This is a genomic window from Shewanella sp. ISTPL2, assembly GCF_013283205.1.
GTDB classification, from domain to species: Bacteria; Pseudomonadota; Gammaproteobacteria; order Enterobacterales; family Shewanellaceae; genus Shewanella; species Shewanella oncorhynchi.
Genome location: NZ_JAAPAV010000001.1, coordinates 2,954,317 through 2,979,277, shown reverse-complemented (window position 1 = coordinate 2,979,277; position 24,961 = coordinate 2,954,317). Strand labels below are relative to the sequence as shown.

General features: G+C 45.4%; 24 protein-coding genes. 14 read left to right on the top strand and 10 right to left on the bottom strand.

Translation table 11 applies throughout. The annotated features are described in order from the left end of the window. Positions 1 to 67: 67 nt before the first annotated feature. From HUB64_RS13025 to HUB64_RS13015, 3 genes are all read left to right on the top strand, one after another. Positions 68 to 1,237: a M28 family peptidase gene (locus tag HUB64_RS13025; protein WP_173497141.1), complete on the top strand. Its 1,170-nt coding sequence runs from the start codon at positions 68 to 70 to the stop codon at positions 1,235 to 1,237. 194 nt (positions 1,238 to 1,431) lie between these two features. Beyond that, positions 1,432 to 3,354 carry a DEAD/DEAH box helicase gene (locus HUB64_RS13020; RefSeq protein ID WP_011847889.1) on the top strand — a complete coding sequence of 641 codons (1,923 nt, stop codon included), beginning with the start codon at positions 1,432 to 1,434 and terminating at the stop codon, positions 3,352 to 3,354. Between the two features lie 138 nt (positions 3,355 to 3,492). Next, complete coding sequence (locus HUB64_RS13015; RefSeq protein WP_173497140.1) at positions 3,493 to 3,864, top strand: DUF6677 family protein; 372 nt, start codon at positions 3,493 to 3,495, stop codon at positions 3,862 to 3,864. On the opposite strand, the gene HUB64_RS13010 is transcribed toward HUB64_RS13015, so the two are convergent. Further along, positions 3,861 to 4,475, bottom strand: a complete 615-nt coding sequence (locus HUB64_RS13010; RefSeq protein ID WP_173497139.1) for an HAD family hydrolase — start codon at positions 4,473 to 4,475, stop codon at positions 3,861 to 3,863. The genes HUB64_RS13015 and HUB64_RS13010 overlap by 4 nt on opposite strands. A 29-nt stretch (positions 4,476 to 4,504) precedes the next feature. Beyond that, positions 4,505 to 5,479, bottom strand: coding sequence for a DMT family transporter (locus tag HUB64_RS13005; RefSeq protein ID WP_168825611.1), 975 nt, complete (start codon positions 5,477 to 5,479; stop codon positions 4,505 to 4,507). A gap of 318 nt (positions 5,480 to 5,797) precedes the next feature. Between HUB64_RS13005 and HUB64_RS13000 the strand changes: the two genes are divergently transcribed. Together HUB64_RS13000 and HUB64_RS12995 are read left to right on the top strand one after the other, a co-directional pair. Continuing rightward, positions 5,798 to 6,619 carry a hydratase gene (locus HUB64_RS13000; protein WP_173497138.1) on the top strand — a complete coding sequence of 274 codons (822 nt, stop codon included), beginning with the start codon at positions 5,798 to 5,800 and terminating at the stop codon, positions 6,617 to 6,619. A gap of 196 nt (positions 6,620 to 6,815) precedes the next feature. After that, positions 6,816 to 7,928, top strand: a complete 1,113-nt coding sequence (locus tag HUB64_RS12995; protein WP_173497137.1) for an energy transducer TonB — start codon at positions 6,816 to 6,818, stop codon at positions 7,926 to 7,928. A gap of 17 nt (positions 7,929 to 7,945) precedes the next feature. Here HUB64_RS12995 and HUB64_RS12990 read toward each other — a convergent pair whose 3' ends face one another. Together HUB64_RS12990 and HUB64_RS12985 are read right to left on the bottom strand one after the other, a co-directional pair. Further along, positions 7,946 to 8,275 (bottom strand): cysteine-rich CWC family protein, encoded by a 330-nt coding sequence (locus tag HUB64_RS12990; RefSeq protein ID WP_173497136.1) that lies wholly within the window; start codon positions 8,273 to 8,275, stop codon positions 7,946 to 7,948. Positions 8,276 to 8,744: 469 nt separating this feature from the next. Then, on the bottom strand, positions 8,745 to 9,761 hold the full coding sequence (locus HUB64_RS12985; RefSeq protein ID WP_173496475.1) for an IS110 family transposase: 1,017 nt from the start codon (positions 9,759 to 9,761) through the stop codon (positions 8,745 to 8,747). 470 nt (positions 9,762 to 10,231) lie between these two features. Here HUB64_RS12985 and HUB64_RS12980 point away from each other — a divergent pair, with 470 nt between their 5' ends. The 4 genes from HUB64_RS12980 to HUB64_RS12965 all read left to right on the top strand — a co-directional run bounded on the left by HUB64_RS12980 (position 10,232) and on the right by HUB64_RS12965 (position 13,157). Further along, positions 10,232 to 10,957 (top strand): hypothetical protein, encoded by a 726-nt coding sequence (locus HUB64_RS12980; RefSeq protein WP_105249673.1) that lies wholly within the window; start codon positions 10,232 to 10,234, stop codon positions 10,955 to 10,957. Positions 10,958 to 11,212: 255 nt separating this feature from the next. Further along, the gene (locus HUB64_RS12975) at positions 11,213 to 12,190 is read left to right on the top strand and encodes a transposase (RefSeq protein WP_173497135.1); all 978 of its coding nucleotides are present in this window, start codon (positions 11,213 to 11,215) and stop codon (positions 12,188 to 12,190) included. Between the two features lie 222 nt (positions 12,191 to 12,412). Then, positions 12,413 to 12,745: a polymorphic toxin type 28 domain-containing protein gene (locus HUB64_RS12970; RefSeq protein ID WP_173497134.1), complete on the top strand. Its 333-nt coding sequence runs from the start codon at positions 12,413 to 12,415 to the stop codon at positions 12,743 to 12,745. Position 12,746: 1 nt separating this feature from the next. Further along, the gene (locus tag HUB64_RS12965; protein ID WP_131523257.1) at positions 12,747 to 13,157 is read left to right on the top strand and encodes a contact-dependent growth inhibition system immunity protein; all 411 of its coding nucleotides are present in this window, start codon (positions 12,747 to 12,749) and stop codon (positions 13,155 to 13,157) included. 381 nt (positions 13,158 to 13,538) lie between these two features. On the opposite strand, the gene HUB64_RS12960 is transcribed toward HUB64_RS12965, so the two are convergent. The 5 genes from HUB64_RS12960 to HUB64_RS12940 form a co-directional block, all read right to left on the bottom strand. Next, on the bottom strand, positions 13,539 to 13,691 hold the full coding sequence (locus HUB64_RS12960; RefSeq protein ID WP_173497133.1) for a hypothetical protein: 153 nt from the start codon (positions 13,689 to 13,691) through the stop codon (positions 13,539 to 13,541). A gap of 244 nt (positions 13,692 to 13,935) precedes the next feature. Then, positions 13,936 to 14,646 carry a phosphate signaling complex protein PhoU gene (gene phoU, locus HUB64_RS12955; protein ID WP_028760530.1) on the bottom strand — a complete coding sequence of 237 codons (711 nt, stop codon included), beginning with the start codon at positions 14,644 to 14,646 and terminating at the stop codon, positions 13,936 to 13,938. A 70-nt stretch (positions 14,647 to 14,716) separates the two neighbouring features. Next, positions 14,717 to 15,535, bottom strand: coding sequence for a phosphate ABC transporter ATP-binding protein PstB (pstB, locus tag HUB64_RS12950; RefSeq protein WP_028760531.1), 819 nt, complete (start codon positions 15,533 to 15,535; stop codon positions 14,717 to 14,719). A gap of 33 nt (positions 15,536 to 15,568) precedes the next feature. Next, a complete protein-coding gene (gene pstA, locus HUB64_RS12945; RefSeq protein ID WP_173497132.1) occupies positions 15,569 to 17,227 on the bottom strand; it encodes a phosphate ABC transporter permease PstA in 1,659 nt (552 codons plus the stop codon). A 59-nt stretch (positions 17,228 to 17,286) separates the two neighbouring features. After that, complete coding sequence (locus HUB64_RS12940) at positions 17,287 to 19,545, bottom strand: ABC transporter permease subunit (RefSeq protein WP_173497131.1); 2,259 nt, start codon at positions 19,543 to 19,545, stop codon at positions 17,287 to 17,289. A gap of 200 nt (positions 19,546 to 19,745) precedes the next feature. On the opposite strand from HUB64_RS12940, the gene HUB64_RS12935 reads away from it, so the two are divergent. The 3 genes from HUB64_RS12935 to HUB64_RS12925 all read left to right on the top strand — a co-directional run bounded on the left by HUB64_RS12935 (position 19,746) and on the right by HUB64_RS12925 (position 22,379). After that, positions 19,746 to 20,246: a glycine cleavage system protein R gene (locus HUB64_RS12935; RefSeq protein ID WP_028760534.1), complete on the top strand. Its 501-nt coding sequence runs from the start codon at positions 19,746 to 19,748 to the stop codon at positions 20,244 to 20,246. 470 nt (positions 20,247 to 20,716) lie between these two features. Continuing rightward, positions 20,717 to 21,370, top strand: a complete 654-nt coding sequence (locus HUB64_RS12930) for a DedA family protein (RefSeq protein ID WP_168823092.1) — start codon at positions 20,717 to 20,719, stop codon at positions 21,368 to 21,370. 187 nt (positions 21,371 to 21,557) lie between these two features. Beyond that, positions 21,558 to 22,379 carry a DUF2797 domain-containing protein gene (locus HUB64_RS12925; protein ID WP_105249677.1) on the top strand — a complete coding sequence of 274 codons (822 nt, stop codon included), beginning with the start codon at positions 21,558 to 21,560 and terminating at the stop codon, positions 22,377 to 22,379. 248 nt (positions 22,380 to 22,627) lie between these two features. On the opposite strand, the gene HUB64_RS12920 is transcribed toward HUB64_RS12925, so the two are convergent. Then, positions 22,628 to 23,311, bottom strand: coding sequence for a DUF4136 domain-containing protein (locus tag HUB64_RS12920; RefSeq protein ID WP_173497130.1), 684 nt, complete (start codon positions 23,309 to 23,311; stop codon positions 22,628 to 22,630). A gap of 398 nt (positions 23,312 to 23,709) precedes the next feature. Here HUB64_RS12920 and HUB64_RS12915 point away from each other — a divergent pair, with 398 nt between their 5' ends. Continuing rightward, positions 23,710 to 24,303 carry a LysE family translocator gene (locus HUB64_RS12915; protein ID WP_173497129.1) on the top strand — a complete coding sequence of 198 codons (594 nt, stop codon included), beginning with the start codon at positions 23,710 to 23,712 and terminating at the stop codon, positions 24,301 to 24,303. A gap of 26 nt (positions 24,304 to 24,329) precedes the next feature. Next, positions 24,330 to 24,878, top strand: coding sequence for a DUF1415 domain-containing protein (locus HUB64_RS12910; RefSeq protein WP_173497128.1), 549 nt, complete (start codon positions 24,330 to 24,332; stop codon positions 24,876 to 24,878). The last annotated feature ends 83 nt before the right edge of the window (positions 24,879 to 24,961 follow it).

Sequence of the window (24,961 nt, the reverse complement as noted above, 5' to 3'; positions counted from 1 at the left end):
TTAGAATCGGATTTAGGCAAAGATGCTATTCATCTTCTGGCGAAGGCTTCAGCGATAAGGAATGTCCATGCGTGATAGCACTCAATCCCCAGTGACTCACCTTATATTACCGAGGCAATATCAATCACTTTTAAGTAAAAACCTAAGCGACATAAGCCTCAGTGACATAAACCTAAGCGCATCGACTCTATTCAACCACAGTCGTATCGGTCAGCGGCTCGCCAAGTTCAAGATCACGCACCTTTTAAGACATCAATCCCAAAGACTTGGCTTATTAGCACTGGCCTGCGTTGTTACAACGACCCTCACTGGCTGCGCTAACTCAACCGAAACCTGTGCACGCACTGAGCTAAAACTCACTTGGGCCGAGCCCACAGAGTTACAAGCGACAGTCACTGTATTAAGCTCGGATGAATTTGAAGGCCGCAAAACCCAAACCCAAGGTGCGGCAAAAAGTCGTGACTATATAAAGCAGCAATTTCAGGGGCTAGGTTTACAGCCTTGGGGAGCGGACTTTATCGTGCCCTTTGAATATAAAACCTTCTTCACCCAAGAAACTGGCGCCAACGTGGTCGCCACCGTGATGGCGGCAGAACCGACGAATCGATGGCGCATTATCGTCGCCCACTATGATCACTTAGGGTTGAGCGGCAGTAAGATTTACCACGGCGCCGATGATAACGCCTCGGGCGTCGCCGCTATGCTCGCCATTGCCAAACATTGGCAACAGCAATTTGCCCTACAACCCAATACCTTGCCTAAGGTAAACCTGATGTTTGTGGCAACCGATGCCGAAGAACCTGGGCTCTATGGCAGTATCGCCTTGGTAGAGCAACTCAAAACCCGCCTGCCAGAAGCGACTTTTGAGCTGATGTTGAATTTAGATATGGTGAGTCACCCCGGCAGGCCCTATGCGATTTACCTCGAAGGCAGTCGAAACTTCACTCAGTTCAATCAATTTAAACCCCTACTGAATCAACAGAACCGACTTTGCATTAAACTCACGCACCCTAAACCCGTTGGTCGAAGCATACAAAGTACCGATTGGCTGCGGGCGTCGGATCATTACCCCTTCCACAAAGCGAATATCCCTTGGCTGTATTTTGGTGTGCCGACCCATCCCCAATATCACACACCAGAGGATACCGTCGCGACAATCGACATCACTTTTCTTGCGGCAGTGACAGAGTCAGCATTCGAGTTACTTCAATTAAATGTTGAATATTTAAAGAATTAATGGGAAGTGGCGCGTTTCTTGCTCAGTTTTAGCGAAAAAAATGCAGAAAACAGGTTAAATAGCGTGACTCTGATTGGTAAAGTGGCCGCCATGCTGCTATAATCCGTCGTTCGCGGGAAATCGACACGGGGTTGATTTTCTGTCTGTGAAACTTTAGCGCCATTTCGCGCGCGCATCCACAAGGCTACAACCCAATGTCATCCGATGAAAGAACTTTCCGTGAACTCGGCCTATCCGAGAATTTGTTGCGTGCTCTTGACGAGCTAGGTTATGAAAAACCAACGCCAATCCAATCAGCCAGTATTGATCCACTTATGGCTGGCAAAGATATTTTAGGTCAAGCGCAAACAGGTACAGGTAAAACTGGCGCCTTCGCGTTACCACTATTAAACAAAGTTACCAGCCAAACGACACCGCAAATTTTAGTATTAGCACCAACACGTGAATTAGCCGTGCAGGTTGCTGAAGCGTTCAGTAGCTATGCCAAATTTATGAAGAATTTCCACGTTCTTCCTATTTATGGCGGCCAAAGCATGCAACAACAGTTGAATGCCCTGAAACGTGGCCCACAAGTTATCGTTGGTACGCCTGGTCGTGTTATGGACCATATGCGTCGCGGCACCTTGAAACTCGATTCATTACAAGCCTTAGTGCTCGATGAAGCCGATGAAATGTTAAAAATGGGCTTCATCGATGATATCGAATGGATCCTTGAGCACACGCCAAGCGAACGCCAACTGGCACTATTCTCTGCCACTATGCCAGAGCAAATTAAGCGTGTTGCTAACCAGCACTTACGTAATCCTGTACATGTTCGTATCGAATCAAGCCAAACTACGGTTGAGTCAATCGAACAGCGTTTTGTACAAGTATCACAACACAACAAACTTGAAGCCTTAGTACGTGTATTAGAAGTTGAAAACACTGAAGGTGTAATCATATTCGTGCGTACTCGTAACTCATGTGTTGAGTTAGCTGAAAAGTTAGAAGCCCGCGGTTATGCTTCATCACCACTACACGGTGACATGAACCAGCAAGCCCGTGAGCGTGCAGTTGACCAACTGAAACGTGGCAAGTTAGACATTCTGATCGCGACTGACGTTGCGGCCCGAGGTCTTGACGTTGAGCGTATCGGTCACGTTGTGAACTACGATATTCCGTATGATGCCGAAGCTTATGTACACCGTATTGGCCGTACAGGCCGTGCTGGCCGTACTGGTATGGCGATCCTGTTTGTAACGAGCCGTGAAATGCGCATGCTGCGCACTATCGAACGTTCAACTAACAGCCGCATTTCACCAATGAAAATCCCAAGCCCAGAGACAGTTGCAGAACGTCGTCTGTCTCGCTTAGGTGAGCAATTGGCTGAAACAATCAACGGCGATTTAGATTTCATGAAAGAAGCTGTTGCTCAATTATGCCAACAGTTAGAAGTCGATACCGATCTGCTAGCCGCAGCTTTGTTACAGCAAGTTCAACAAGAACGTCCTTTGCAATTGCCAGCCATTCAAGAACGTGTTCGTGATGAACGCAGTGAGCGCACTGAACGTAGCGACCGCGGAAGTGATCGTAATGACCGTGGTGGTGAACGTGGTGAACGCAGAAGTCGCGAACCGCGTCCAATGCCAGCCAGCTTAGGCTCAGCTGAAGCATTGAAAGACAACCCAGATTTGAAAATGTGCCGTTACGTGATCGACGTAGGTCGTGAGAATGGTGTAGGTGTGGGTAACATCGTTGGCGCTATCGCAAACGAAGCTAACATCGACAGCCGTTACATTGGCGCAATCCAACTTTATGATGCAGTGACCACTGTTGACTTGCCAGACGGCATGCCAAAAGACGTGTTACAGCACCTACGTAAAGTACGTGTTTGTGGCAAGCCATTGAACATCCGCGAAGCTGGCGATCAAGTATTTGTTGATTCAGGCCGCAGTGCTCGTTCAGACCGTCCTGCCGGTGACCGTAAACCACGTGGCGATCGTCCAACAGGTGACCGCCCAGCGGGTGATCGTAAGCCTCGCGCTGCGTCTACTGGTGATAAGCCATTTGCTGACCGCAAACCACGTGCAGACAAACCTGCCGGTGAGCGTAAGCCACGTAAACCACGTGAAGACTAATCTAGCTTAAGCTAGAGACTAAAAAAGGAGCCTAGGCTCCTTTTTTGTTGTCTTGATTTTGTCTTAGTTTGCCTTTAGCAAAGATAAAGCTTAGTGTCTAATCTCCAAAGAGTTTAATGGCATAAGTAATCGACTCCCATGAAAAAAGCCCTTACCGCTGGACTATTATCCGCCTTCGTCGCCCCTGGCAGCGGCCATTTTTATCTGCAACATAAACGCAGTGCTCTAGTGTTTTTTGTGCTGGCAATATTGAGTCTCGGCCTGTTGCTGCAACAAGTCATGCAAGTGGCGCAGCTTATCTCGCTGGATATTCAAACTGGTGTTTTGCCGCTGGATATGGGCGTAATTGCGGCCGAAGTGACCAAACAAACCACGGCAACCATTCGTGATGGTGCGGATAAGCTGATGTACGGATTTATCCTCTGCTGGCTGATTGCCTTATTAGATAGCGTGCGCTTGGGACTGAAACAAGATAAGCAAGATGCCGTCACGGCCCAAAACAATGCCTAGTCGCCAACTGTCCATGCTTCAATAAAGCTATGGTAGCAAGTAACGAGCATATCGGCGTTGTGGGCATAATCGGGAATAATTTCAGGACAATAGAGGGCACAGTGACTACCCGCATTCTGCGCAGTTTGCAGATCAAACAGATAATCGCCCACATACAAGATATCTGCGGGCGCGAGTTGCCACTGCTGGCAAATAAGATGAATACCTTCGGGATGCGGCTTAGGCTGCGCATCATAGCGTGTTAATACCAGTGCGATATCTATGCCGAGTTTATCGATAGTGATTTGCGCCGCTTCTGGCATATTGCGAGTCAAAATAGCCAAGGGAAGTGACTTGGCCCGTAGGCATTCGATAAGCTCCCTCGCGCCATCAATCCAACTGGCCTTGAGTGAACTTTGTCTTTCGTACTCATGGACAATGTCTAACGCCTTAGCCCGTGCTTCATCAGTACTCAGACTCTCGACATGGGCCAAGATATCCGTACCAGAATGAATCCCCAATTCACGCCGCAACCCAGCAAAATCGGGATTAGAATGCGCTAAGGTGCCGTCGAGATCGAAGATGACGCCACGGATATCCTGAAGTTTTAATTCGCTGAGTCTAGTGATCACTGGCCTTTCCCATGGATAAAATGTCTGCGTTAGACAGCCTGCAAACGCTTCGCCTGACGATTACGGTACATAGGCAGCAATTGCACCACCATCACAGACACAATAATCACGCCAATCCCCAGCAGAGATAAACCATCTAATTCATCAGCGCGGAATACTTCTGGCCACCAGCCAAGGCTCACCACTAACGCCGTGGCACTAAAGCTAAATACTGGCGTTAGGGCCAACATGGCACTGACCTGCGCCGTCGGCCAATACTTCATCGACTGGCCAAAACAGCCATAGGCGATCAAGGTATTGGCGGCGCAAAACAGTGCTATCTGCCAATCGAAGCTGTCCATACTGACAAACTGACTAAAGTCGCTAAAGGGAGCCATTACGAAAATACCTAAGCCATAGATCACTAAGAGCACGTTCGCGGGCGACAAACGATTCAGTAAGGATTTTTGCAATAAGGCATAGCTAGTCCACGACAGTGCTGAGAACTGGATGATCATCACCCCAATCCAAACCTGATGATTATTAGCCCCAGAAAAATTTAAATTAGGATGGAAAAACATCAACATACCTAAAGCTAAGGTTGCAAAACAGCTGAGTTGCACCGCATTAAGCCGTTCCTTAAAAAACAACACACCACCAAACGCGAGGAAAAAGGGCGAAGTCTGGAAATTCAGTTGGGCGGCGCCCGGGGCGAGGTAATCGAGTGAATAAACAAAAGACACATAATTGAGCATCAAGAAGATGCCAGCAAGCACTAACCTTAACCAAACTTTGGCATCGAGTGCTGCAAATTGCTTAAGACTACCTGCGCTCCATTGGATCACTATGCTGACTAAAAGCGCGACCAGAAAACGAAACCAAGTAAGAGTTACGGGATCAATAAAGGCCGCCGAGAGCTTTAATGCTATAGGTAACATGCCCCAAAATAAAACCGCAACTGAGATGAACAGGAGCCCGAGTTGAGCATGATTATTTGCCTGAGGGGCGTTATGGCTAAGGTTCACGGAGGAGTCCAGTAGAAACCACAAAATGGACAGCCATTCTGGCACTGAGCCAACACAATATCTAGCCAATCATCATGGAAACATTCGCGTTAGATTGGATACTTTAGCTGACACTTATGTGGGGCAAGTTTCAGCATCTTACGATAATTGGAATATTGGCCGCACTCTTGATTCAACTGCAGCAGATTTACCCCGAAAGCCAACATTGGCATTTCCAGCGTTGCCAATAACCGAGTATATTTGGCCCATAAAAATGGCTTCTGCCACACTCTCTCTAGGCCACTTCTTTTTAAGCTAACGCTTTAAATAGGAAAGTTAATGTTATCTACCGCCACGATCGAACAAGTTAAAACGCATATTAATATCGCAGCCAAAGAATTAGCCGAGCGCCGCGCAGCAGGCACGAGCGGCGATTTACTAATCCCAGAACTAAGGCCAACCAGCTTCGAACAGGCCTTCGCTATTCAACAAGCCATAGCAGAAATATTTAAGGCAAGCGATAAAAATCCTATCGCGGCGTGGAAATGCCTAGTACCCACGGCGGAAAAAACCGTCGTAGCGCCTATTTATCAAGCTGATGTGTATCATCAATCGACCACTTGCCCGCTCTATCCATCGACTAAAGGCCTCGCCCGAGTCGAACCCGAACTCGCCTTCGAGATTGCTCGCGATTTACCGCCAAGAAGCACGCCTTACACAGAGGCTGAAATCGACGAGGCCTTAGGCCACACACGCTTAGCCTTGGAATTGATCAAAAGCCGCTACCACACACCCAGTGAAGCGACGCATTTTGATGCCCTCGCCGATGGCTTAGTCAATCAAGGACTGTGGTTAGGGCCAGTGCTTAATCCGCAAGAAGGTTTAGAAACCAGCTGTTTTGAACTCAGCGTTGATATTGCCAATGGCGAGCACCAGCAAAGCGACACACTGCAAAAATCCGCCATTCATCCCAACGGTTTCCCTAAGGCGGGACTCTACTGGTTAGTTAACTTTTTATCTGCCCAAGGCATTGGCTTAACTCAAGGGCAATATGTGATCACAGGCTCCTACGCTGGCGTCCTCGATCTGCCATTGGCACAGGTCTGCAAATTTGAATACGGCGCGCTTGGACAGTTCGCCGTGACTTTCACTACTAAGTGATTGCGACTTATAAAGCGACAAGGCACTGATAAATAAGCGAACTCAGTTTCAGCTGGGCTCGCTTATTTTCAATCTCAGTTCTCAGTGCTCAGTTATCTGCATTCACCACAAGCACCATTAACAAAAGCCAAACTAACTTGCCTCAAAATGTACACCTATGTATCATCTAAATTCATCAATAATAAGGATATATAGAATGTCACACGGAAAAATGCTGCCAATTGCCTGTCTTCTTGCCCTCACTTTAGGCACTTCTCTTAGCGTGCATGCCTCAGAAAATAGCTTTGCCAAAGCCTATAGTGACTATCAAGCCGCCGTAGAAAAAGGCGATGCTGCAAATATTGAAGCGAGCGCAAAAACCGCTTATCAACTCGGAGAAGCTCAATATGCCAAAGACAGCGTCGACTTAGCTAACCTGGCCATGAACTGGGCCGCGGCGATAGAAAAGCAAGTCGCCCCTTACCCATTTACAGAAAAGAATCTGCCAAAAACGGCTAAGGCGAATGAATTGTATCAACTCGCTCTGGCTAACTATAAAGTTCATTATGGCAAAGAAGCGCTTGAGCTTATCGACCCCTTACTAGGTGCTGCACAAACCGCCGTTGAAGCCAAAGATGCGAAAAATGATTTGCTTACTGCTATCGCAATTGCTGAAAAATCCGATAAAAAGAAACTGCTCGCCGATGTAAAAATGGCCGCCTTCAACCGCTTATCAAATACAGAGCTATACACCAAAAGCGTAAGAAGCTATGCCTTCGATGCCTATGATATTTATAAAGAGATTTTACCAGAGAACGCCATAGACAGAGTCAAGGCAACCTATGTGGTGGGTGCCGTTGAGTATGCAGAAAAGCATGATGACAAGGCGATTCCATTGCTTTTAGAAGTCGTTAAGCAGTTTGAAGCCCTTAACTTTAGCCATCCCTATGCCTTAAGTGCCCACGCTTATTTAGTAGAACTCTATGAGCGCCAAGGAAAGCGTGACGAGTCCACCGCCCACTGTATTGCTATCGGCAAAATGCGTCCTTGGGCCGACGCACAGGAACAACAACCTATTTTCCGTACCGCACCAGACTATCCAATGTCCTATGCGCAGCGAGGTAAAAGTGGCTGGGTTCAGCTTAAATTTACTGTCGATGAAAATGGCTTCGTCAAAAATCCTGAAATTTTAGCTTCTAAGGGTGGTGCTCTCTTTGAGAAAGAAACGCTAAAAATGATAGATAAATGGCGTTACGCACCCAAGTTTGAAAATGGTATAGCCGTTGAGGCACAAACCACTGTGCAACTGGATTACACCATAAATCGATAGCTCATTACTTCAGCCCGCTATTTCACCTCATAACCTAGCCCATCGCTCACACTCGATGGGCTTTTTTCATCCTGCTCTGCGATCTGCCCCAGACTTAACCCCTGCTTAAGTTGGATTAAACAAGCTTGGCAAATACACGCATCGGCAGACGGTAAAATATGGTTGATGACCCCTAGCGGCGAATCTGATGCTTGCGCTTGCAAGGCAGCCAAAGGCGGAAACACCTGCAGCGCGCACCAACAGTCCTCAATCCCCTTACCTAAAATCACAGCACATTGATTCGCACCTTGGCACAGAGGGCAAATTTGCGCAGTTTCTAACTTAGGTTGTTCCAATGGCTGAGACACAGTAATCCTTATAGCAAGATAAGTTGTTATAGCGCGGAGATCATAATAGATTTTTGCAACTCAAACTTAGTTGATTGGCACCAAAGTGAGACTTTAAAACTTTCCAAACTACGTTTGAATGCTTTAGTTAAAAAGTCGTGGGGCTTCACCCTGATTTTTAATAAAGAGTCGACCAAGGAGAACTGCTCGTCCTATCAAAAACATATATGGACCCATCCGGTTTGCAAGACATTCGATATCAATTTTGAGAAGAGTTCATTGCACCCATATATTCGGCCTCTTATTGAGGGATTCCTCTGGCCCTGATGGATATTTGCTTCTACTGTCCTTATCATCCCTGCGGCTTCATCAGAGCCTATGTTTTCGTAAGGTTTTTAGTAGATCAGTCTGACTGTCTCATCATCAAATCAAGTGTCTTAGCAACTTGCTGGTTGGTTAATCGTTAACATAATAAGTACATTTGATGTTGTTACATAGCGAGCCGAAACTCTTCTTCACGTGCCGCGATAACCCATGACATTCTGGCGAGCTTATTCGCGACGGCCACACACGCACGATTGAAACCTCGGCGCTCCGCTAGCTGGATAGCCCAACAACTCAACTTATCCGACTTACTCCCACTGTGTCGCAACACCGCTCTGGCGCCGTGGATGAATAGCGTACGTAAATAGGCGTTTCCCCGCTTACTTATCCCGAGGAGGTTATCTTTCCCGCCACTGCTGTGCTGCTTAGGTACTAAGCCACACCAAGCTGAAAAATGTCGGCCATTGCTAAAGTCTTTACCGTCACCCACTGCAGCATAAATCGCCGTAGCGGTGACAGGCCCAACACCAGGAATAGTTTGTAATCGCTGACAAATCACATTGTTATGAGTTTCGTTTAGTACTTGGGTGTCACAACTCTTAAGCCGTTTTTCAATGTCGATAACCTCATCATATAACTGATAAAAGATGGCTTTACCCTTGATGGTCAGCATATTGGCTTCATCGACCAAAATATCTGGTAACTGGGCTTTAAAAGCCGATTTACTTTTGGTAATGACAATACCGTATTCTGCTAACATGCCTCGCACTTGGTTGATTAAGGCTGTTGATTGTTTAGTTAATCGTTCGCGCATACGGTGGAGCAGTTGCACATCTTGCTGCTCGACGCTTTTGGGTTTTACAAACCGCATGTTGGGCCGCTGCGCAGCCTCCGCAATGGCTAGCGCATCGTTGTAGTCATTTTTATTACCTTGCCTAAAAGGAACCACATACTGCGGGGCAATTAACTTAACTACGTGCCCAAATTGCTCAAATTCTCTGGCCCAATAACTCGCGCCGCCACACGCCTCCATAACGATAAGGCAAGGCTCAATTTTCGCGACAAAGGGCAGCAAGTCTTTGCGTCTAAGCATTTTCTTTTTGATTAACTTGCCTGCTTTATCGACACCAACAGCATGAAAAACAGACTTTGCGATATCTAAACCGATTGTAGTAATCTTCATAGGTGGACCCGTCCTCTTTCTGATGAGTTTTAGCGACTACATCGTGGCCCATTGCGAGGCCGATTAAAAGTGGATGGGTCCATTCCATTATCCCTGTTTTAGAAGGTCACTGGTGCAGCAATGACAATCTTAGGTAAGTTATCAATACCTATGTCTGCCCTAAAAAGTATTTGCCCCAAAACATGTCACAGTTCGAAGGCTTGCTCTTGCTTAGTCTGATAGTTTGAGATACATAAAGTAATGAATACCAAAAAGTATGACCTGCCCATGAGGAATTTCAAAAATCGTTACAGTGAAACAGACTTGCCTAGTCTGGTTCCCTCAAAGCCTACCATTGTGCGCTGGCTTCGGATTAACATGCATTTGCCCCCAAAGCTTGTCAACGACGGCTTATACGGTGCGAGTGTTGACCAACTTTTCATAATGTTACAAGATGCCATCATGGGTAAAGACATGTATCAGGAAATCGTATGACTTCAATTTTATTTGATCAAAACATAATATCTTATGGCGATATAATGACTTCAGTCAGAATTGATGGTGTTTTGGGTTACGTCAGAAAGGCAGCTTTAGAGAAAAACTCCAGTTGGTTACAAGAAGAGTTTAACTGTTTACCTACGATATCAAAGTTGCTACAAAGTAAAAAAATAATTGGATATCGATACGTAGAATTAGAGCTTGAAAATTGGCAACGTTCTGGCTCTGCCATTGGTTCAAAATTTGGGAACCTATTCCCTGAAAACTTGTTTAATGAAGTCAACCCTGCCATTGAACGCTCATATTTTTTTCAATCCTTCATGAATGAGTACATAACAACGAGTGCAATGGTTAAATTTTGCAATTGCTTAAGAAACATAAATCCTAGCAATAATAATTTCGAAAAATTAGGATTATCTGCTGAAATGCAAAAAAATCTCCGTAATATATCGCGGTATCATGAGCTATGCCATGTACTACAAAAGGAAGAGCAATTTGTCGATGCATTTCATCTATGGAGTGCAGAGGTAAATGATATAGAGTACTTTTTGACAACAGATCAAAAGTTCATGAATGCTATCAAAAATGCTGTCGGCAGTTGTCAGCCAATATTACCAACTCAGTTACTGAATAAATTGGGAGTTTCAGAGAAAGAGCCTTTCAGTTTTGAGCTTGATGTATTCTATGGCATAGGTGGCAATGTAATGTGGAGGTTATAAAACAACAGGATTTATCCATTTATCTTAGGCCAAGGCCATCTAGCTATTAATACCATGCAAACAGAAACTATGAGTTAACTGGACACCCTGAGTTAACTGGTAGTTTGAGTTAACTGGACACCCAGCCTTAATGGCGCAGTTGTTAGTTAACTGGACACCCTGTTAGTTAACAAAGTTAACTGGACACCCAGCCTTAATGGCGCAGTTGTTAACCTCCGACTATGCTTGGGTTAAGCATTAAACAAGGAGGTTTGTATGCCGCGCCCTCGCAGAACTCAAATTAGTCTTGAAGATACGCCCTATTACCATTGCTGTAGCCGCGTTGTTCGGCGTGCGTTTTTGTGTGGCGATGATACCTATTCTGGAAAAAACTATGACCATCGCCGTGGTTGGGTTGAGTCACTACTGTTTGAACTTGAAGCCGTTTTTGCCATTGATGTGGCAGCCTTTGCGGTGATGTCGAATCATCTGCATGTGGTGCTGCGGGTCGATATCGACAGTGCCAATCGTTGGACTGACCGCGAAGTACTTGAGCAATGGCATAAGCTGTTTAAAGGTGATGACTTAACGCAAAAATTCGCCAAAGGTGAGTTAGTTGAAGCTCACGAGGTCAACCGATTAAGGCATTCAATCGCAATTTACCGCAGCCGATTATGCGATATTTCATGGTTTATGCGCTGCCTTAATGAACCAATAGCAAGACAAGCAAATCAAGAAGATAACTGTACTGGTCGTTTTTGGGAAGGACGCTTTAAAGCCCAAGCCTTACTCGATGAAGCCGCTGTGTTAACCTGTATGGCCTACGTTGATTTGAATCCGATTAGAGCCCAAATAGCGGATACGCCAGAACAATCCGACCATACCAGTATTCAGCTGCGCATTCGGGCCGCATTAAAAGGTGAACAACCTAAAAATCTACTGCCTTTTATCGGTAATGAGCGCGAGAACCAGCCCAATGGCATTGCGTTTTCCTTAACGGATTATCTCGAATTAGTGGATGATACAGGCCGAATAATCCGCAATGATAAACGTGGGGCAATAAGTGAAAATAGTGCTAAGTTACTGACAAGATTAAATATCCTACATCACAATTGGCTCAAGCTGTCCACTGAATTTGGCAAGCTATTTTATGGTCCGGTGGGTACGCTGCAAGAACTCACTGATTACTGTGAACATCTAGAAAAGCGACGACGGCACTTTGCGGCAAGCTGTCAGTACTTTCACAGCAACTAACTGTAATCCTGCTTAACCAAACCAATCTCTGCCCATGTGTTTTATTGGGTGGGTTAGCATGTCTTAAATACACCAATTTTTTAATGAGTTAGCTCATTTTTATGCCTCAGCTTTAGCCCTTCAACTTTTGATGACTCTCATTTAAGCAATTTTAGCTAGTACAAGTTGTAGACAAACCAAAAGTGCATTATGTTGTTGATCTAAAATGGATGGCCAGATTTTTTGGCGTTCCTACCCAGCAAGGGAGGGAAAGCAGTTGTTGAACTAGGTCAATCGCAGCTAAAGGCAATTAGAACAATCAACAACATTACAGCTAATGGGCTAAAGGATAAAGATTTTATCGGTGTTGGAACAGAAATGATGCAATCGTTAAAATCTAAGCTAGGCGATAAGTATTGGAATCATATTAAAGAAATGAATGATAATTTGAGAGGCTTGCGAAAATCGATTAAAACTTTAGAAAAAGTCGATAATCCTCAAGCTAATGAAGCTCGCCTAAAAGCAGTCGATGCTATAGACAAAATGGAAGGTGCTTTTAAAGGTCACGGGATTTGATATGAAAGATATAAACTTTCTTGAACTTGAAAAACAGTACGGGATTAACATAGAACATTGCGAAGATACATCTTCACTAGATGATTGGTATATTTCTGTTAGAGATACATATTTATACAATTTATCAGAAAAAGATGTTGCGATTGCCATTAGGCAAGAACTCTACCTAAAGGAGATAGTTCCTTTAGCAATAGACATGTTAATTCTCAATCCCCTATGTGGATGGAAGTATGATGGTGAATTATTGGTCGCGATAGCTCAAGTAGACTTTGAAAAATATGTAGCTAAGGAAAAAGCAAAAGATCTGATGCTCGTGCTATCCATTGATGATAATTTAAAAGCAATAAAGGAAGAAGGTGTTCAAGACGAGCATTTAGTTGTAATCGATAAGCTTAACAAGTTACTAGTGTAGTCAATATGAAGATTATATTAGTGCAATGATAGACAAAATGCCCCATTTTATTGGGGCTTTTTCTTACCTGAAACTAAGCAATTTGACCCGTAGAAGTGTGCAGCCTTTGCCAGCAGGGGCCGCAGTTTGGGGCAGCGCCACCAACTGATGGCACTGACACAATTGATCGCTTCTGCTGTTTATGGGTGATCACTTCTACTGCTTTGAGCTGCTCAGTCTGCTGCGAGTTTTAGAAGAGCATTCGCTTTAGGATGGCTTTTTCATCGGGTTTAATACTAACGTTCAATAATTGCCTTACAAATATTAATCCGAAACCAATGAATTAGAGTAAAAAATCTAGCAAGGTTTTGTCCCAAAAGTGTGTTGCGTATGTCTTTAAATCTACAGATTACAAGAATGCTCGAAAGGTGAGTCATGGTGATTAGCGAGACGACCGTCCGCCCCATGGACGGGGCGGTCGAGCATCCAAGGATGGACTTGCTGCGCGTCGGTGAGTGAATACCATGGCAAGCCTGTATGAATGAGTATCAGCAAACGCTAAGCCCCCCAACAACTGTAGTTAAAGCTCACTCCGGTATAATAGCCCTGCAGAATTTTCCAATGCGTTTTTACCAAATCGAATTGACTCATCATTGCTATTAGTACTGTCAAATCAGTCTATAAAAGCAGTCGGCATTTATTAAGCCGCATTTAAAAGCTCTAAAAGCAAAACGCTCCACAGAGACTGTAGAGCGTTTTATTCAGCGAATGGCATTACAATAGCAGATTAATACTTGTGTTAGCCTTTCATGTCCTTTTCCATATCTTCGTAGGAAGTATGGCGAACGTCTTTGCCTTTCACGTAGTAGATAATGTATTCACAAATATTTTTACAGCGGTCACCGACACGCTCAACTGCGCGTGCTGCCCATAATACGTCGAGTATGTCTGGGATTGAACGCGGATCTTCCATCATATAGGTCATTAACTGGCGAATGATGCCTTCATATTCACGGTCAAGCTTAGCATCTTCTTTATGCAGCTCTAACGCGGTATCAGCATCCATACGGGCCAAGGCATCTAAAGTCGCATGCAACATCCGAGTCGCATGACGCCCCATATTTTCAATACTAACTAACAAAGGCTGCTGATTATTCAAACGTTTATCTAATGCCGCTTTTGCAATCCGCACACAGGCATCACCAATACGCTCAAGATCGGCGATGGTTTTTGAAATAGCGATAATCAAGCGTAAATCACTGGCCGCAGGTTGACGCTTGGCAATAATACGCGTGCATTCTTCGTCAATGGAGACTTCCATCGCATTGACCTTATGATCGCCTGCAATCACCCGCTGGGCTAACTCGGCATCGAGGGCACTTAAGGCATCTATCGCTTGCTCCAGCTGACGTTCAACCAAGCCACCCATGGCGAGCACTCGATTACGGATATCATCCAGCTCAGCGGTGAACTGACCCGAAATGTGCTTACTTAAATTCATGTTTTCCATTGCGTTCCAACCTGTTACTTAACTGTTGACCCATACCAAGCCGTGGTGGCCTTATCCGATACTCAAGTGATTAACCGTAACGTCCTGTGATGTAATCTTCAGTCTTACGTTTTTTCGGCGTGGTGAAAATCGTGTTAGTATCAGCATATTCAACTAATTCACCCATATACATAAAGGCCGTTTGATCCGATACCCGCGCCGCCTGTTGCATGTTGTGAGTCACGATAACCACAGTATATTTCGTCTTAAGCTCAGTGATTAACTCTTCAATCGTCAGCGTCGAAATCGGATCGAGTGCCGATGTTGGTTCGTCGAGTAATAACACTTCTGGCTCAATGGCTATCGCACGGGCAATCACCAGACGTTGCTGTTGACCGCCAGACAAACCAAAGGCGTTATCGTGTAATCTGTCTTTAACTTCGTCCCAAATCGCCGCGCCGCGCAATGAACGCTCAGCCGCTTCGTCGAGTTCACGACGGTTATTCAGCCCTTGCAATCTCAAGCCATAAACAACGTTTTCGTAAATCGACTTAGGGAAAGGATTTGGGCGTTGGAACACCATACCGACATTACGGCGCAGGGCCGCGACGTCGATTTTCTTGTCGTAAATATTCTGGCCGTGCAGCAATATCTCGCCGCCAATATGACAATTATCAACTAAGTCATTCATGCGGTTAATACAGCGCAATAGTGTCGATTTACCACAACCACTGGGGCCGATAAAGGCAGTGACTTGCTTCTTGGGGATCTTCATCGATACATTAAACAGCGCTTGCTTATCACCATAGCGCAAATCTAAGTTACGGATCTCCAGCGCGGTGTCGTTCTGGCTTAAGTTAGCTAAATCAAAGTTATTGGTTTTCATTGCTGTCGAATCTATAGAAATCATATTTAGTCCTAATACTTTCAGGATAATCGCTGATTAGTGCTCAAGCGAACGATATTTTTCACGTAAGTGGTTACGCACGCTAATGGCCGTCAAGTTGAGTGCCACAATCACAGACACCAGCAAGAAAGAGGTCGCATACACCAGAGGACGTGCCGCTTCAACGTTAGGACTCTGGAAGCCCACATCATATATATGGAACCCTAAGTGCATGAACTTACGTTCTAAATGCACAAACGGGAAGTTAAAGTCCAGTGGTAATGTTGGCGCTAATTTCACGACACCCACCAACATCAGCGGTGCCACTTCACCGGCAGCACGAGCGACCGCTAAAATCAAACCCGTCATGATCGCTGGACTCGCCATCGGGATCACAATCCGCCACAGGGTTTCAGCCTTAGTCGCGCCCAATGCCAAACTACCTTGACGTACTGCGCTTGGAATACGACTTAACCCTTCTTCAGTCGACACAATAACCACAGGCAGCGTCAAAATCGCGAGGGTTAATGCCGACCAAATCACCCCTGGCGAACCAAAGGTAGGAGCAGGCAAAGCTTCAGCGTAAAACAATTGGTCGATGGAACCGCCCATCATGTACACGAAAAAACCTAAACCGAATACACCATAAACAATCGAGGGCACACCCGCTAAGTTGATTACCGCAATGCGGATCATCTTAGTAATAGGGCCTTTCTTAGCATATTCATGTAGATAAACCGCCGCGACCACGCCAAATGGCGTCACGATAACCGCCATCAACATCACCATAAATACAGTGCCGAAAATCGCGGGGAACACGCCGCCCTCAGTGTTGGCTTCACGCGGATCGTCACTCATAAAGCGTCCAATACCGACAAACCACTTACCAATTTTGCCTATGAGTCCTAAGTGATTCACATAGGTCACATCCAGAACGGTATCGAGCTTCAGTTCAACTTCTTCGCCGCGCATATCTCGGACGATAACCGAGTCACGCGCCGCATCATCACGCAGGGCAAATAACGCCTTTTCAAGCACTAAGTAATCTTCTTGCAGTTGAGCTCTCTTGGCGACCAACTCAGCTTTTATACTGTCGGTCAGTTCCCCATCCAGCTCGAAACGACGCTCCTGCAAACGCAATTTTTCAATGGCGTAGTTAATCGAACCAATATCTTGCTTCTGCAAATCAACCGCTTTGTCCGATAAGGCAACAGCGCGTTCGATATGCTCCATTAAGGAGGATTCAATCGCATCATTCACTAAATCAAGACGCTTGCCATTTTCAATCACGGCTATCGGATAACCGTAGAAGTTACCGTTTTTAGCCCGCTCGATCAGTGCGACCTCGCTTGGCACAGAACGGCTAACAATGTCCGTACCTAATATCCAGCGGAAATCCAAACCCACAAATTCACGGTTACCGGTTTTCACTAAGTAACGGGTCACAAACTCGCCCGGGTGTTGCTTAAACACATGGCCAGCAGCAATCAAACGCTCAGTCGGTACATCTTCCCTATCGTAAACCTCACCAATTAAGGTCGAACGTACACCCGTGTTATCTTCAAGCTCCCACTGGTAAACGGTTGCAGGCCAAAAGTAACTTAAGCCACGCCATGCGATTAACAATAATAAGCCTAAGACGGCAATCAAACTGATGCTCACAGCACCGCCCGTCATCCATATCCATGGCGAGCCTGATTTTACCCACTTACCCATTGCACAAACCTCTCAAGGTCACTGGCGAAATAGTATTTAATGTCATTGTCTTATCCCCGTTACAGCGAGCTATAGCGTTCACGTAGACGCTGTCTCACCACTTCTGCAATGGTGTTAAAGAAGAATGTAAAGATGAATAGTACAAACGCAGCAAGGAAGAGCACACGGTAATGCGAGCTACCGATAGCCGATTCAGGCATTTCAACCGCAATGTTTGCCGCCAAGGTTCGCATCCCTTCGAACACACTCCATTCCATGATGGCGGTGTTACCGGTGGCCATCAGTACGATCATGGTCTCGCCAACGGCGCGGCCAAGGCCCATCATAATGGCCGAGAAAATTCCCGGACTGGCGGTTAACAACACCACGCGTGTCAATGTCTGCCAAGGCGTCGCACCTAAGGCTAAGCTGCCGTTAGATAAATGACGCGGTACAGAGAAAATGGCATCTTCAGCGATGGAGAAAATCGTTGGGATCACCGCAAAGCCCATAGCAATACCGACCACCAGCGCGTTACGTTGGTCGAAGGTGATCCCCAGTTCGTTAGTGATGAATTGACGGGTATTACCATCAAACAACGCCACTTCGATGATTGGGCTGACCGCAAAAGAGAACCAACCCACGAAACAGACCACAGGGATTAACATCAGCTCTTGGTACACTTCGGGTAAACGTTGTTTCCACTTACCCGGCAACCTACTCCAGCCATAGGCAGATGTGAGTATCGAGGTCGGCAATAAGATCAGTAGAATTAAAATGCCGGGGAGATGCTCTTCAATCAGTGGCGCTAACCACAGACCCGCCAAGAAGCCTAAAATCACCGTTGGTAATGCTTCCATGATTTCAATGGTCGGTTTCACGAAACCGCGCACCTTAGGCGACATAAAGTAAGCAGTGTAAATCGCACCAGCAACGGATAAAGGCACGGCAAATAACATGGCATAAAATGCCGCTTTCATTGTGCCGTAGGCCAATGGCATTAAGCTCAACTTAGCTTCGAAATCGTCAGAACCTGAGGTCGATTGCCATACATATTGTGGCTCTGGATAACCTTCATACCACACCTTGTCCCACATGGCGCTCCATGACACTTCTGGGTGGGAGTTTTCCACACTGAAGATATGCAGCTTTTTGTCCGCCTCAACGACTATGCCGTTTGAGCGTGGGGTAAAGCCCATTTTACCGGGGTTTTTAAGGTCAAACTTTGCATCAAACAGTTCACGATGACTCGTGGTATAGAGTAGTGTTAGCTCACCCTCAGGGCTCACAGTCGCGAAACTCTTACGATAAAACTCAGAGGCAATCGAGCTGATGGGCGGTAAGTCATCAAACTGACGAATCTCTTGATATAAACGCCCTTTTTCACCATTAACTTGGAAGTACTGCGCCACAATACCTGTGTCATAACTGACCAGTAATGAACTCGCTCCCGCCAGCAAAGCCACGTTATTGACTTGTGCCTTAGCACGTTCAACATCAATCACCTGCAGCAGATCTAAGCTGTCAGTATCACGGATGTCGTACACGAAAATTTTATTGCCAGTTTGCAACATCAATTGACGTTGATCGGGCGTCATCAGCTCGTGGGAGACTTTCTTCGGCGCATCTTGAATTTGTGACGTCGTAGAAACCCACTCCACTTCTTCAGTCATCATGTTCTCTTGCCCTTCGAGACGAGTGAGGCGCCAAACACCACTTTCATCTTGATAAGCAAAACTCATTTTGTCTGAGCTATAAGTGAAGGTCAGCTTATGAATCGCACTGCCCGTCTCATCGACTGTAATAGGGGTTTCACCTGCGGGATAACGCAGTTTAGGTGTGATTAAACGTTTGTTATTGGGGTACGTTAAACCAAACTCTAGGCCCGCCACTATGACCTGACCATTACTTAATCCTAGCGCAAAACGTTGTTCGCTCGGTACAGCAACGGCGGCGCTGGTGACGGTAACACCCGCTGGTAACGTCGGGGTAAAGCTAGAAAGTAAGCTACCGTCGGCAACAGTATAAAAGTCCACTTGACCATGAACGCTCACACGGTACATCACCTCATTTTGCTCTTCAGCACCCACCATTAAGGTCGGCACATCCGCGTGTTGATAGCTCACACTCTTAACGGGTGTGACATCAGCACTGTCGAAAATGGGTTTAATCACATACAACAGATAAAAGAAGATCAACAATAAGGCGACAAATACCATAGTGCCGCCGATAGTGACGCTGATTTGCGCCGCTTTATCCTTAAATGCCCTGCGATTCGAGCGTCCGCCTTTAAGCATACTGTGCGATGCAGAACCAGGTTGAGTGACCTGACTTTCCATTAAGAACCTCTATTATTAATAGCTAGCGAGTTTTTTCGCTAGGATTTGCCGAGTGCTATGCTTACACTGTTTGAACGTAAACTGAGCAATAACAACATCCTTTATTCTAAGTGCGTTGGATTATATGACGCAAAGATGACAGTTGTGTTACACCCCGTTTTAAAACAGGTGCCTTTTACAAAAAATAGGAGTCAGTCACTATGCTACGATACTTAATCACACTACAAGCACCTGATAGAAAAGGATTAGTAGAACAAATCGCCCATGCTGTGAGTCGTCATGGCGGCAACTGGCTCGACTCAGAATTACGCCATATTGACGGTGTCTTTGCCGCGATATTGTTACTCGAAGTGCCGTCACTGCGCATGGACGAGCTCATTGAGGCCCTAGAATGCATCGATAGCCTGTCCCTCACCTACTCCAAAACCTCGGTCGCCCTTAAGCCCATCAAACGCTTAAGTTACAACCTAGTGGCCTATGACAGACCCGGACTTGTGCTCGATATATCTAATAAAATCAATGCAATTGGCATCAATATCGAGCAGTTTAGTAGTCAATATGAAACCGCAGGCCACACAGGTATAGCTTTGTTTCGGGCGACCATCGGCCTTGGACTCACAGATCTCGCCCAAGAAGATCAACTGGTAGAATCCCTCTATGCTCTTGGGGATGATCTCGTGCTCGATAGATTAAGCCGTTAATGCCATTAGCTTTTACGGCAAGCTAACACTTAGCACACCAATACATTTAGAGAGCGCACTCGCAATAGTACTTTCAAACAGCACTTAAAGTGCGCTTAAAAACAATGCTTAAAAACCGACATTCGCGGCAAGGTGTTCAAATTAAGTTAAGCCAGTGCAATCAATACTGGATAGTTGGAATCGTTAGAATGCGCATAGGAATCAGGCAAGTGGGTTTGTAAGTTGATGTCATCATTTAAAATTTATTAACCCTATAATAATGCTTAATATTTTTACTATAAAAAGCCCACAAAACCCGATTACTGAATCATAAACACACTAACACCAACAAAATTTAATGTTGTAACTGCCTTTCGATTCATGCTCCCTTGGTAGAATAACCCACGAAACACCATAGCTCAGGTTCAAAATTGCCGCTTTCGAGCTTTTCCATCTTTATGTTTTATCAATTATTTTAGGGAGTAGTACGTATGGAGCAGTTATACGAACTGGCCCAAGCCATGATACACAATGATCTGGCGGTTTTAGCCAATCCTAAAATCGCCCTCATGGTCAGCGCATTAATTTGTGGCTTTTTAGTGTTAGAAAATGGCTTTATTCCCACCGCATTTTTACCCGGAGATAGCCTACTCTTTCTCACTGGAGTGCTGATTTATCAAGATATTCTTCATATCGGTATTATGCCGTTATTGGTTCTAGCAACCTTTACAGGTACAGCTATAGGTTATTTACAGGGTCGATTTTTAGGGCATACCCAAATTTACCAAAAACTGCTGTCGAATATTGATATCAAACATCAGGAAAAAGCGACCCACCTTATTGATAACTATGGAGTGATAACCCTGCTACTCGCACGTTATATTCCTTTTGTTCGTACCGTTTACCCCTATATTTTAGGTGCAACGGGTATTTCTTCCCGTCGTTTTTTACTCATTAACTTCATCAGCTCAATGGTGTGGATTTTTTCCGTTGTTGGTTTTGGGTATCTCATTAGCCATACCCAATTAGCAACAAAATACCAAACACAATTTATGAGCATAATCATTTACTTACCAGTAGCCCTGCTTACTTTCGGTATTATTGCCTTAGTGTACAAATGGTTAAGTAAAACAAAAGAGGTTTAGGTGCTCTCAGTCAATCGACTCAGGTCATTAACGCCATCAATCGACTTACTTATCGAAAAATCCTATCTAAACTGGCTTGGATAATCTTGTATACTGGCGACCACGCAATGACGATATAACGAAAGCGTGCACTAGAACGCATAATGAGCGACTAAGCTGCACCAGAACGCAACACATTAGGATGACCATGTTAGGAACGCTAAAAAAGATGCGCGTGCAGTTAGATGACGCGCAACAAGTGCAATATCAACTCGTTGTTGGTGATGAGTTACTCCCGCTCAATCCATTGATAGGCAAGCAATTAACCTTGACCCACACGGGCAATATCTTCTGCTGCAACTGCGGTAAAAAGAGCAAGAAGAGTTACTCGCAGGGCCATTGTTTTGTCTGTATGCAAAAGTTGGCGAGTTGCGATATGTGCATCATGAAGCCGGAAACTTGTCATTACGACCAAGGCACTTGCCGCGAACCAGAGTGGGCCCAGAGCCACTGTTTTGTGCCGCATTATGTATATCTGTCGAATACTTCGGGCGTTAAAGTCGGCATTACCCGCCACACTCAACTGCCCACCCGTTGGATTGACCAAGGTGCTACCCAAGGTTTACCGATTTTTAAAGTCTCAACAAGACAGCTCTCAGGCTTAGTCGAAGTAGAATTGGCAAAACTGGTTAATGATAAAACCCATTGGCAAGCCATGTTAAAAGGCCATGCCGACGATATCGATTTAAATGCTAAGGCTGCGGAACTGATCCCACAAATTGAGGCTAAGTTGCACGAAATCGGCATGCAAAAAGGCGATTACAGTATCGAGCGTTTGCACGAAACGATTCAGCCAATTCATTATCCAATTGACACCTTTCCGAAGAAGATCACTTCGCACAATTTCGATAAAGATGTGGTCGTCAGCGGAATTTTGCAGGGGATCAAGGGGCAGTATTTAATGTTTGATACGGGCGTGATTAACATTCGTAAGTTTTCATCCTACGAGATCACAGTCGAGCACGACTGAAACAGTCTGAAATCAAAATGGAACTTCCATCCATTAAAATGAAAAAGCGCGTCAGTTTTCACTGTCGCGCCCTTTATTGAGATGGCTGTCACTAAAGTACCATGTCCCACAGTTCAAAAATGGGAGCTAGCACCACAAACATGGGACCAAGACACCTCAATTAAGCACTAATCCCGTTTATCTGGCGAATGCTCCAACCAAAATGCTGACTCAATTCACTTAGAACTGAACTAAAGCTCAAACGCTGACTAAAGAGCCACATTAACCGACGGCATATTGGCCAACATACTGGCAATGAGACTGTCGAAATTTTCGGTTAGCTCATCCATCTTTTTAATGTTGCCAAAACCTTGGGCAAGCACTCGCCAAATTGGCTCATCAACGCCCTGTATTTTAGTGGGTTTAAAGAGCGCTATCACCACGGTACCTTTGTCATACTTTTGGGTATTAACACCGTCGGTTGACAGCCCAGCGACTAACCCTGCCACTGCCAAAATTTGTTCATCACTCATTTCAGTTCCCATAGCGACGCCAAAGCCAACCTGAAAATCCGCCAGTAGTGGATCTTCGACCCAGCGATATCCCTTACTCTGCAAAGTTTGCTTTAATACGGCTTGCATGTGTTGCAACACTGGCTGCGGATCTAAGCGTTTATCTGTGATGATTTTTTGAAATTTAGGATGCCAAGTAAATGTCATTGCCGTTGACGGTAATTCACTGAGATCGCCAGACATCACGATTGTGGTTCGCAACGACTGCGCCGCGTTATCCGTCACAGTCACGCACCCAGTAAGACCTAAAACGCTGCTAAAAAGCAGTATTAACACTCTCAAATACCGACTTAACACTCGGTCGGGAGCCCAGCAAGGAACTCGACTGAGCTGTCGATTTAGCACTCCACTTAGCTCACTATGTAATGATGGATTCATCATGCCCTGTTACCTCAATCTATAAAATGCTGTCTAAGGATAGTTACTATTACTAAAACTGAAAGCTGATATCCATCATAGTGTTAAATCAGCATATTCCAATATATCTTGATATTCGTGCTAACACAGAGAACCATCAAACTCGCTAGCCCTATTCTCACGCCATTAATCCCATCGAGGCATGTACATATTTTGTTATTCTTTTTAGTTTATAAACTCGCTATGTCGTATAGGCGCGGCAACATTTAATCGCTAGAATGCCTCGCCTGCGTTGCAATCAAATGTCGCAATTTTAAATAATAGCAACACAGTATTGCGTACCGGCCGATGAGTAAATCGCAGGCTCAATGCCGCAAATAATCACAATGCCATAAAACTAAAATAAAGGTGTGGATCTATCTATGGAGTTAATACTCGCTATCGCGTTGTTTGCCTTTTCATCTGGGATCACCCCTGGGCCTAACAATATTATGCTGATGACCTCAGGGGTAAACTTTGGCGTAAAACGCAGTATTCCGCATCTTATGGGAATAAGCCTTGGCTTCCCGACCATGATCCTCGCGATAGGTTTGGGCTTGAGCGCCCTATTCCAAAGCTATCCTATCATCCATCAAGTGATTAAAGTCGTCGGCATAGGTTACCTTTTGTATCTGTCTTGGTTGATTGCCAACAGCAGTAGCAAGATGGAAGGCAAAGCCATTGCTAAACCCTTCAGTTTTATCCAAGCCGCGGCCTTTCAATGGGTCAACCCTAAGGGCTGGATCATGGCCGTGGGCGCGATTGCGACGTTCACGTCAGTACAGCAGGATTTGACCCCGCAGGTCATCACTATTGCAACGGTATTTTTGTGCATCGCATTTCCCTGCGCTATCGTCTGGCTCGGCTTTGGTGTAGCCCTTAAACGCATTTTAAAAAATGAGCGCCAACAGAAGATTTTTAATATCAGCATGGCGCTCTTGCTTGTGGCGTCTATCATCCCTATGATCGCCCCCTAATTTTTAAGCACGAGCAAACGACCGCCATGAACGAAATTGACATGATCACTCAACAAACCGACGACTGGGTGAAAAAAGTGATCATGAAATACAATATTTGCCCCTTCGCCAGACAAGAAGTCGAACGCGGCAGTATTCGGTATCTGGTGGTGGAACAGACTAAAGTCAAACAAGTGCTTAAGGCATTGATTGAAGAATGCCAATACCTCGACGCCCACCCCGAAGCAGAAACCACACTGTTTATTCTACCCCGTGGTTTTGAGGGGTTTTATGCTTATCTCGACCTCATCGACATGGCAACCGATACGCTTATCGAACACGAGTACGAAGGCACTTACCAACTCGCCACCTTCCACCCAGACTATTGTTTCGATGGCGAACCACAGGACGGGGCAGCCAACTTCACCAACCGCGCGCCCTACCCAACCCTGCACATCATCCGCGAAGCCAGCATGGAGCTCGCTCTCGCCAGTTACACAGATCCCGAAACCATCCCAGAGCGCAATATCGCTTTTTGCGAACGCAAAGGCAGCGACTTTTTCGTCAAACTGTTAGCAGAGTGCATGGGGAAATAGCTTCGTTTCTTTAAACAACAGAGAGCAGTTATACAAAGCAAGACAGGATTTATTGGGCTGTTGACGTTATTCCAAGTTAGACA

Coding starts and splice junctions, on each gene's coding strand:
- HUB64_RS13025 (WP_173497141.1), top strand. CDS start 68: ATGCGTGATAGCACTCAATCCCCAGTGACTCACCTTATATTACCGAGG.
- HUB64_RS13020 (WP_011847889.1), top strand. CDS start 1,432: ATGTCATCCGATGAAAGAACTTTCCGTGAACTCGGCCTATCCGAGAAT.
- HUB64_RS13015 (WP_173497140.1), top strand. CDS start 3,493: ATGAAAAAAGCCCTTACCGCTGGACTATTATCCGCCTTCGTCGCCCCT.
- HUB64_RS13000 (WP_173497138.1), top strand. CDS start 5,798: ATGTTATCTACCGCCACGATCGAACAAGTTAAAACGCATATTAATATC.
- HUB64_RS12995 (WP_173497137.1), top strand. CDS start 6,816: ATGTCACACGGAAAAATGCTGCCAATTGCCTGTCTTCTTGCCCTCACT.
- HUB64_RS12985 (WP_173496475.1), bottom strand. CDS start 9,761: ATGAAGATTACTACAATCGGTTTAGATATCGCAAAGTCTGTTTTTCAT.
- HUB64_RS12980 (WP_105249673.1), top strand. CDS start 10,232: ATGACTTCAATTTTATTTGATCAAAACATAATATCTTATGGCGATATA.
- HUB64_RS12975 (WP_173497135.1), top strand. CDS start 11,213: ATGCCGCGCCCTCGCAGAACTCAAATTAGTCTTGAAGATACGCCCTAT.
- HUB64_RS12965 (WP_131523257.1), top strand. CDS start 12,747: ATGAAAGATATAAACTTTCTTGAACTTGAAAAACAGTACGGGATTAAC.
- phoU (WP_028760530.1), bottom strand. CDS start 14,646: ATGGAAAACATGAATTTAAGTAAGCACATTTCGGGTCAGTTCACCGCT.
- pstB (WP_028760531.1), bottom strand. CDS start 15,535: ATGATTTCTATAGATTCGACAGCAATGAAAACCAATAACTTTGATTTA.
- pstA (WP_173497132.1), bottom strand. CDS start 17,227: ATGGGTAAGTGGGTAAAATCAGGCTCGCCATGGATATGGATGACGGGC.
- HUB64_RS12940 (WP_173497131.1), bottom strand. CDS start 19,545: ATGGAAAGTCAGGTCACTCAACCTGGTTCTGCATCGCACAGTATGCTT.
- HUB64_RS12935 (WP_028760534.1), top strand. CDS start 19,746: ATGCTACGATACTTAATCACACTACAAGCACCTGATAGAAAAGGATTA.
- HUB64_RS12930 (WP_168823092.1), top strand. CDS start 20,717: ATGGAGCAGTTATACGAACTGGCCCAAGCCATGATACACAATGATCTG.
- HUB64_RS12925 (WP_105249677.1), top strand. CDS start 21,558: ATGTTAGGAACGCTAAAAAAGATGCGCGTGCAGTTAGATGACGCGCAA.
- HUB64_RS12920 (WP_173497130.1), bottom strand. CDS start 23,311: ATGATGAATCCATCATTACATAGTGAGCTAAGTGGAGTGCTAAATCGA.
- HUB64_RS12915 (WP_173497129.1), top strand. CDS start 23,710: ATGGAGTTAATACTCGCTATCGCGTTGTTTGCCTTTTCATCTGGGATC.
- HUB64_RS12910 (WP_173497128.1), top strand. CDS start 24,330: ATGAACGAAATTGACATGATCACTCAACAAACCGACGACTGGGTGAAA.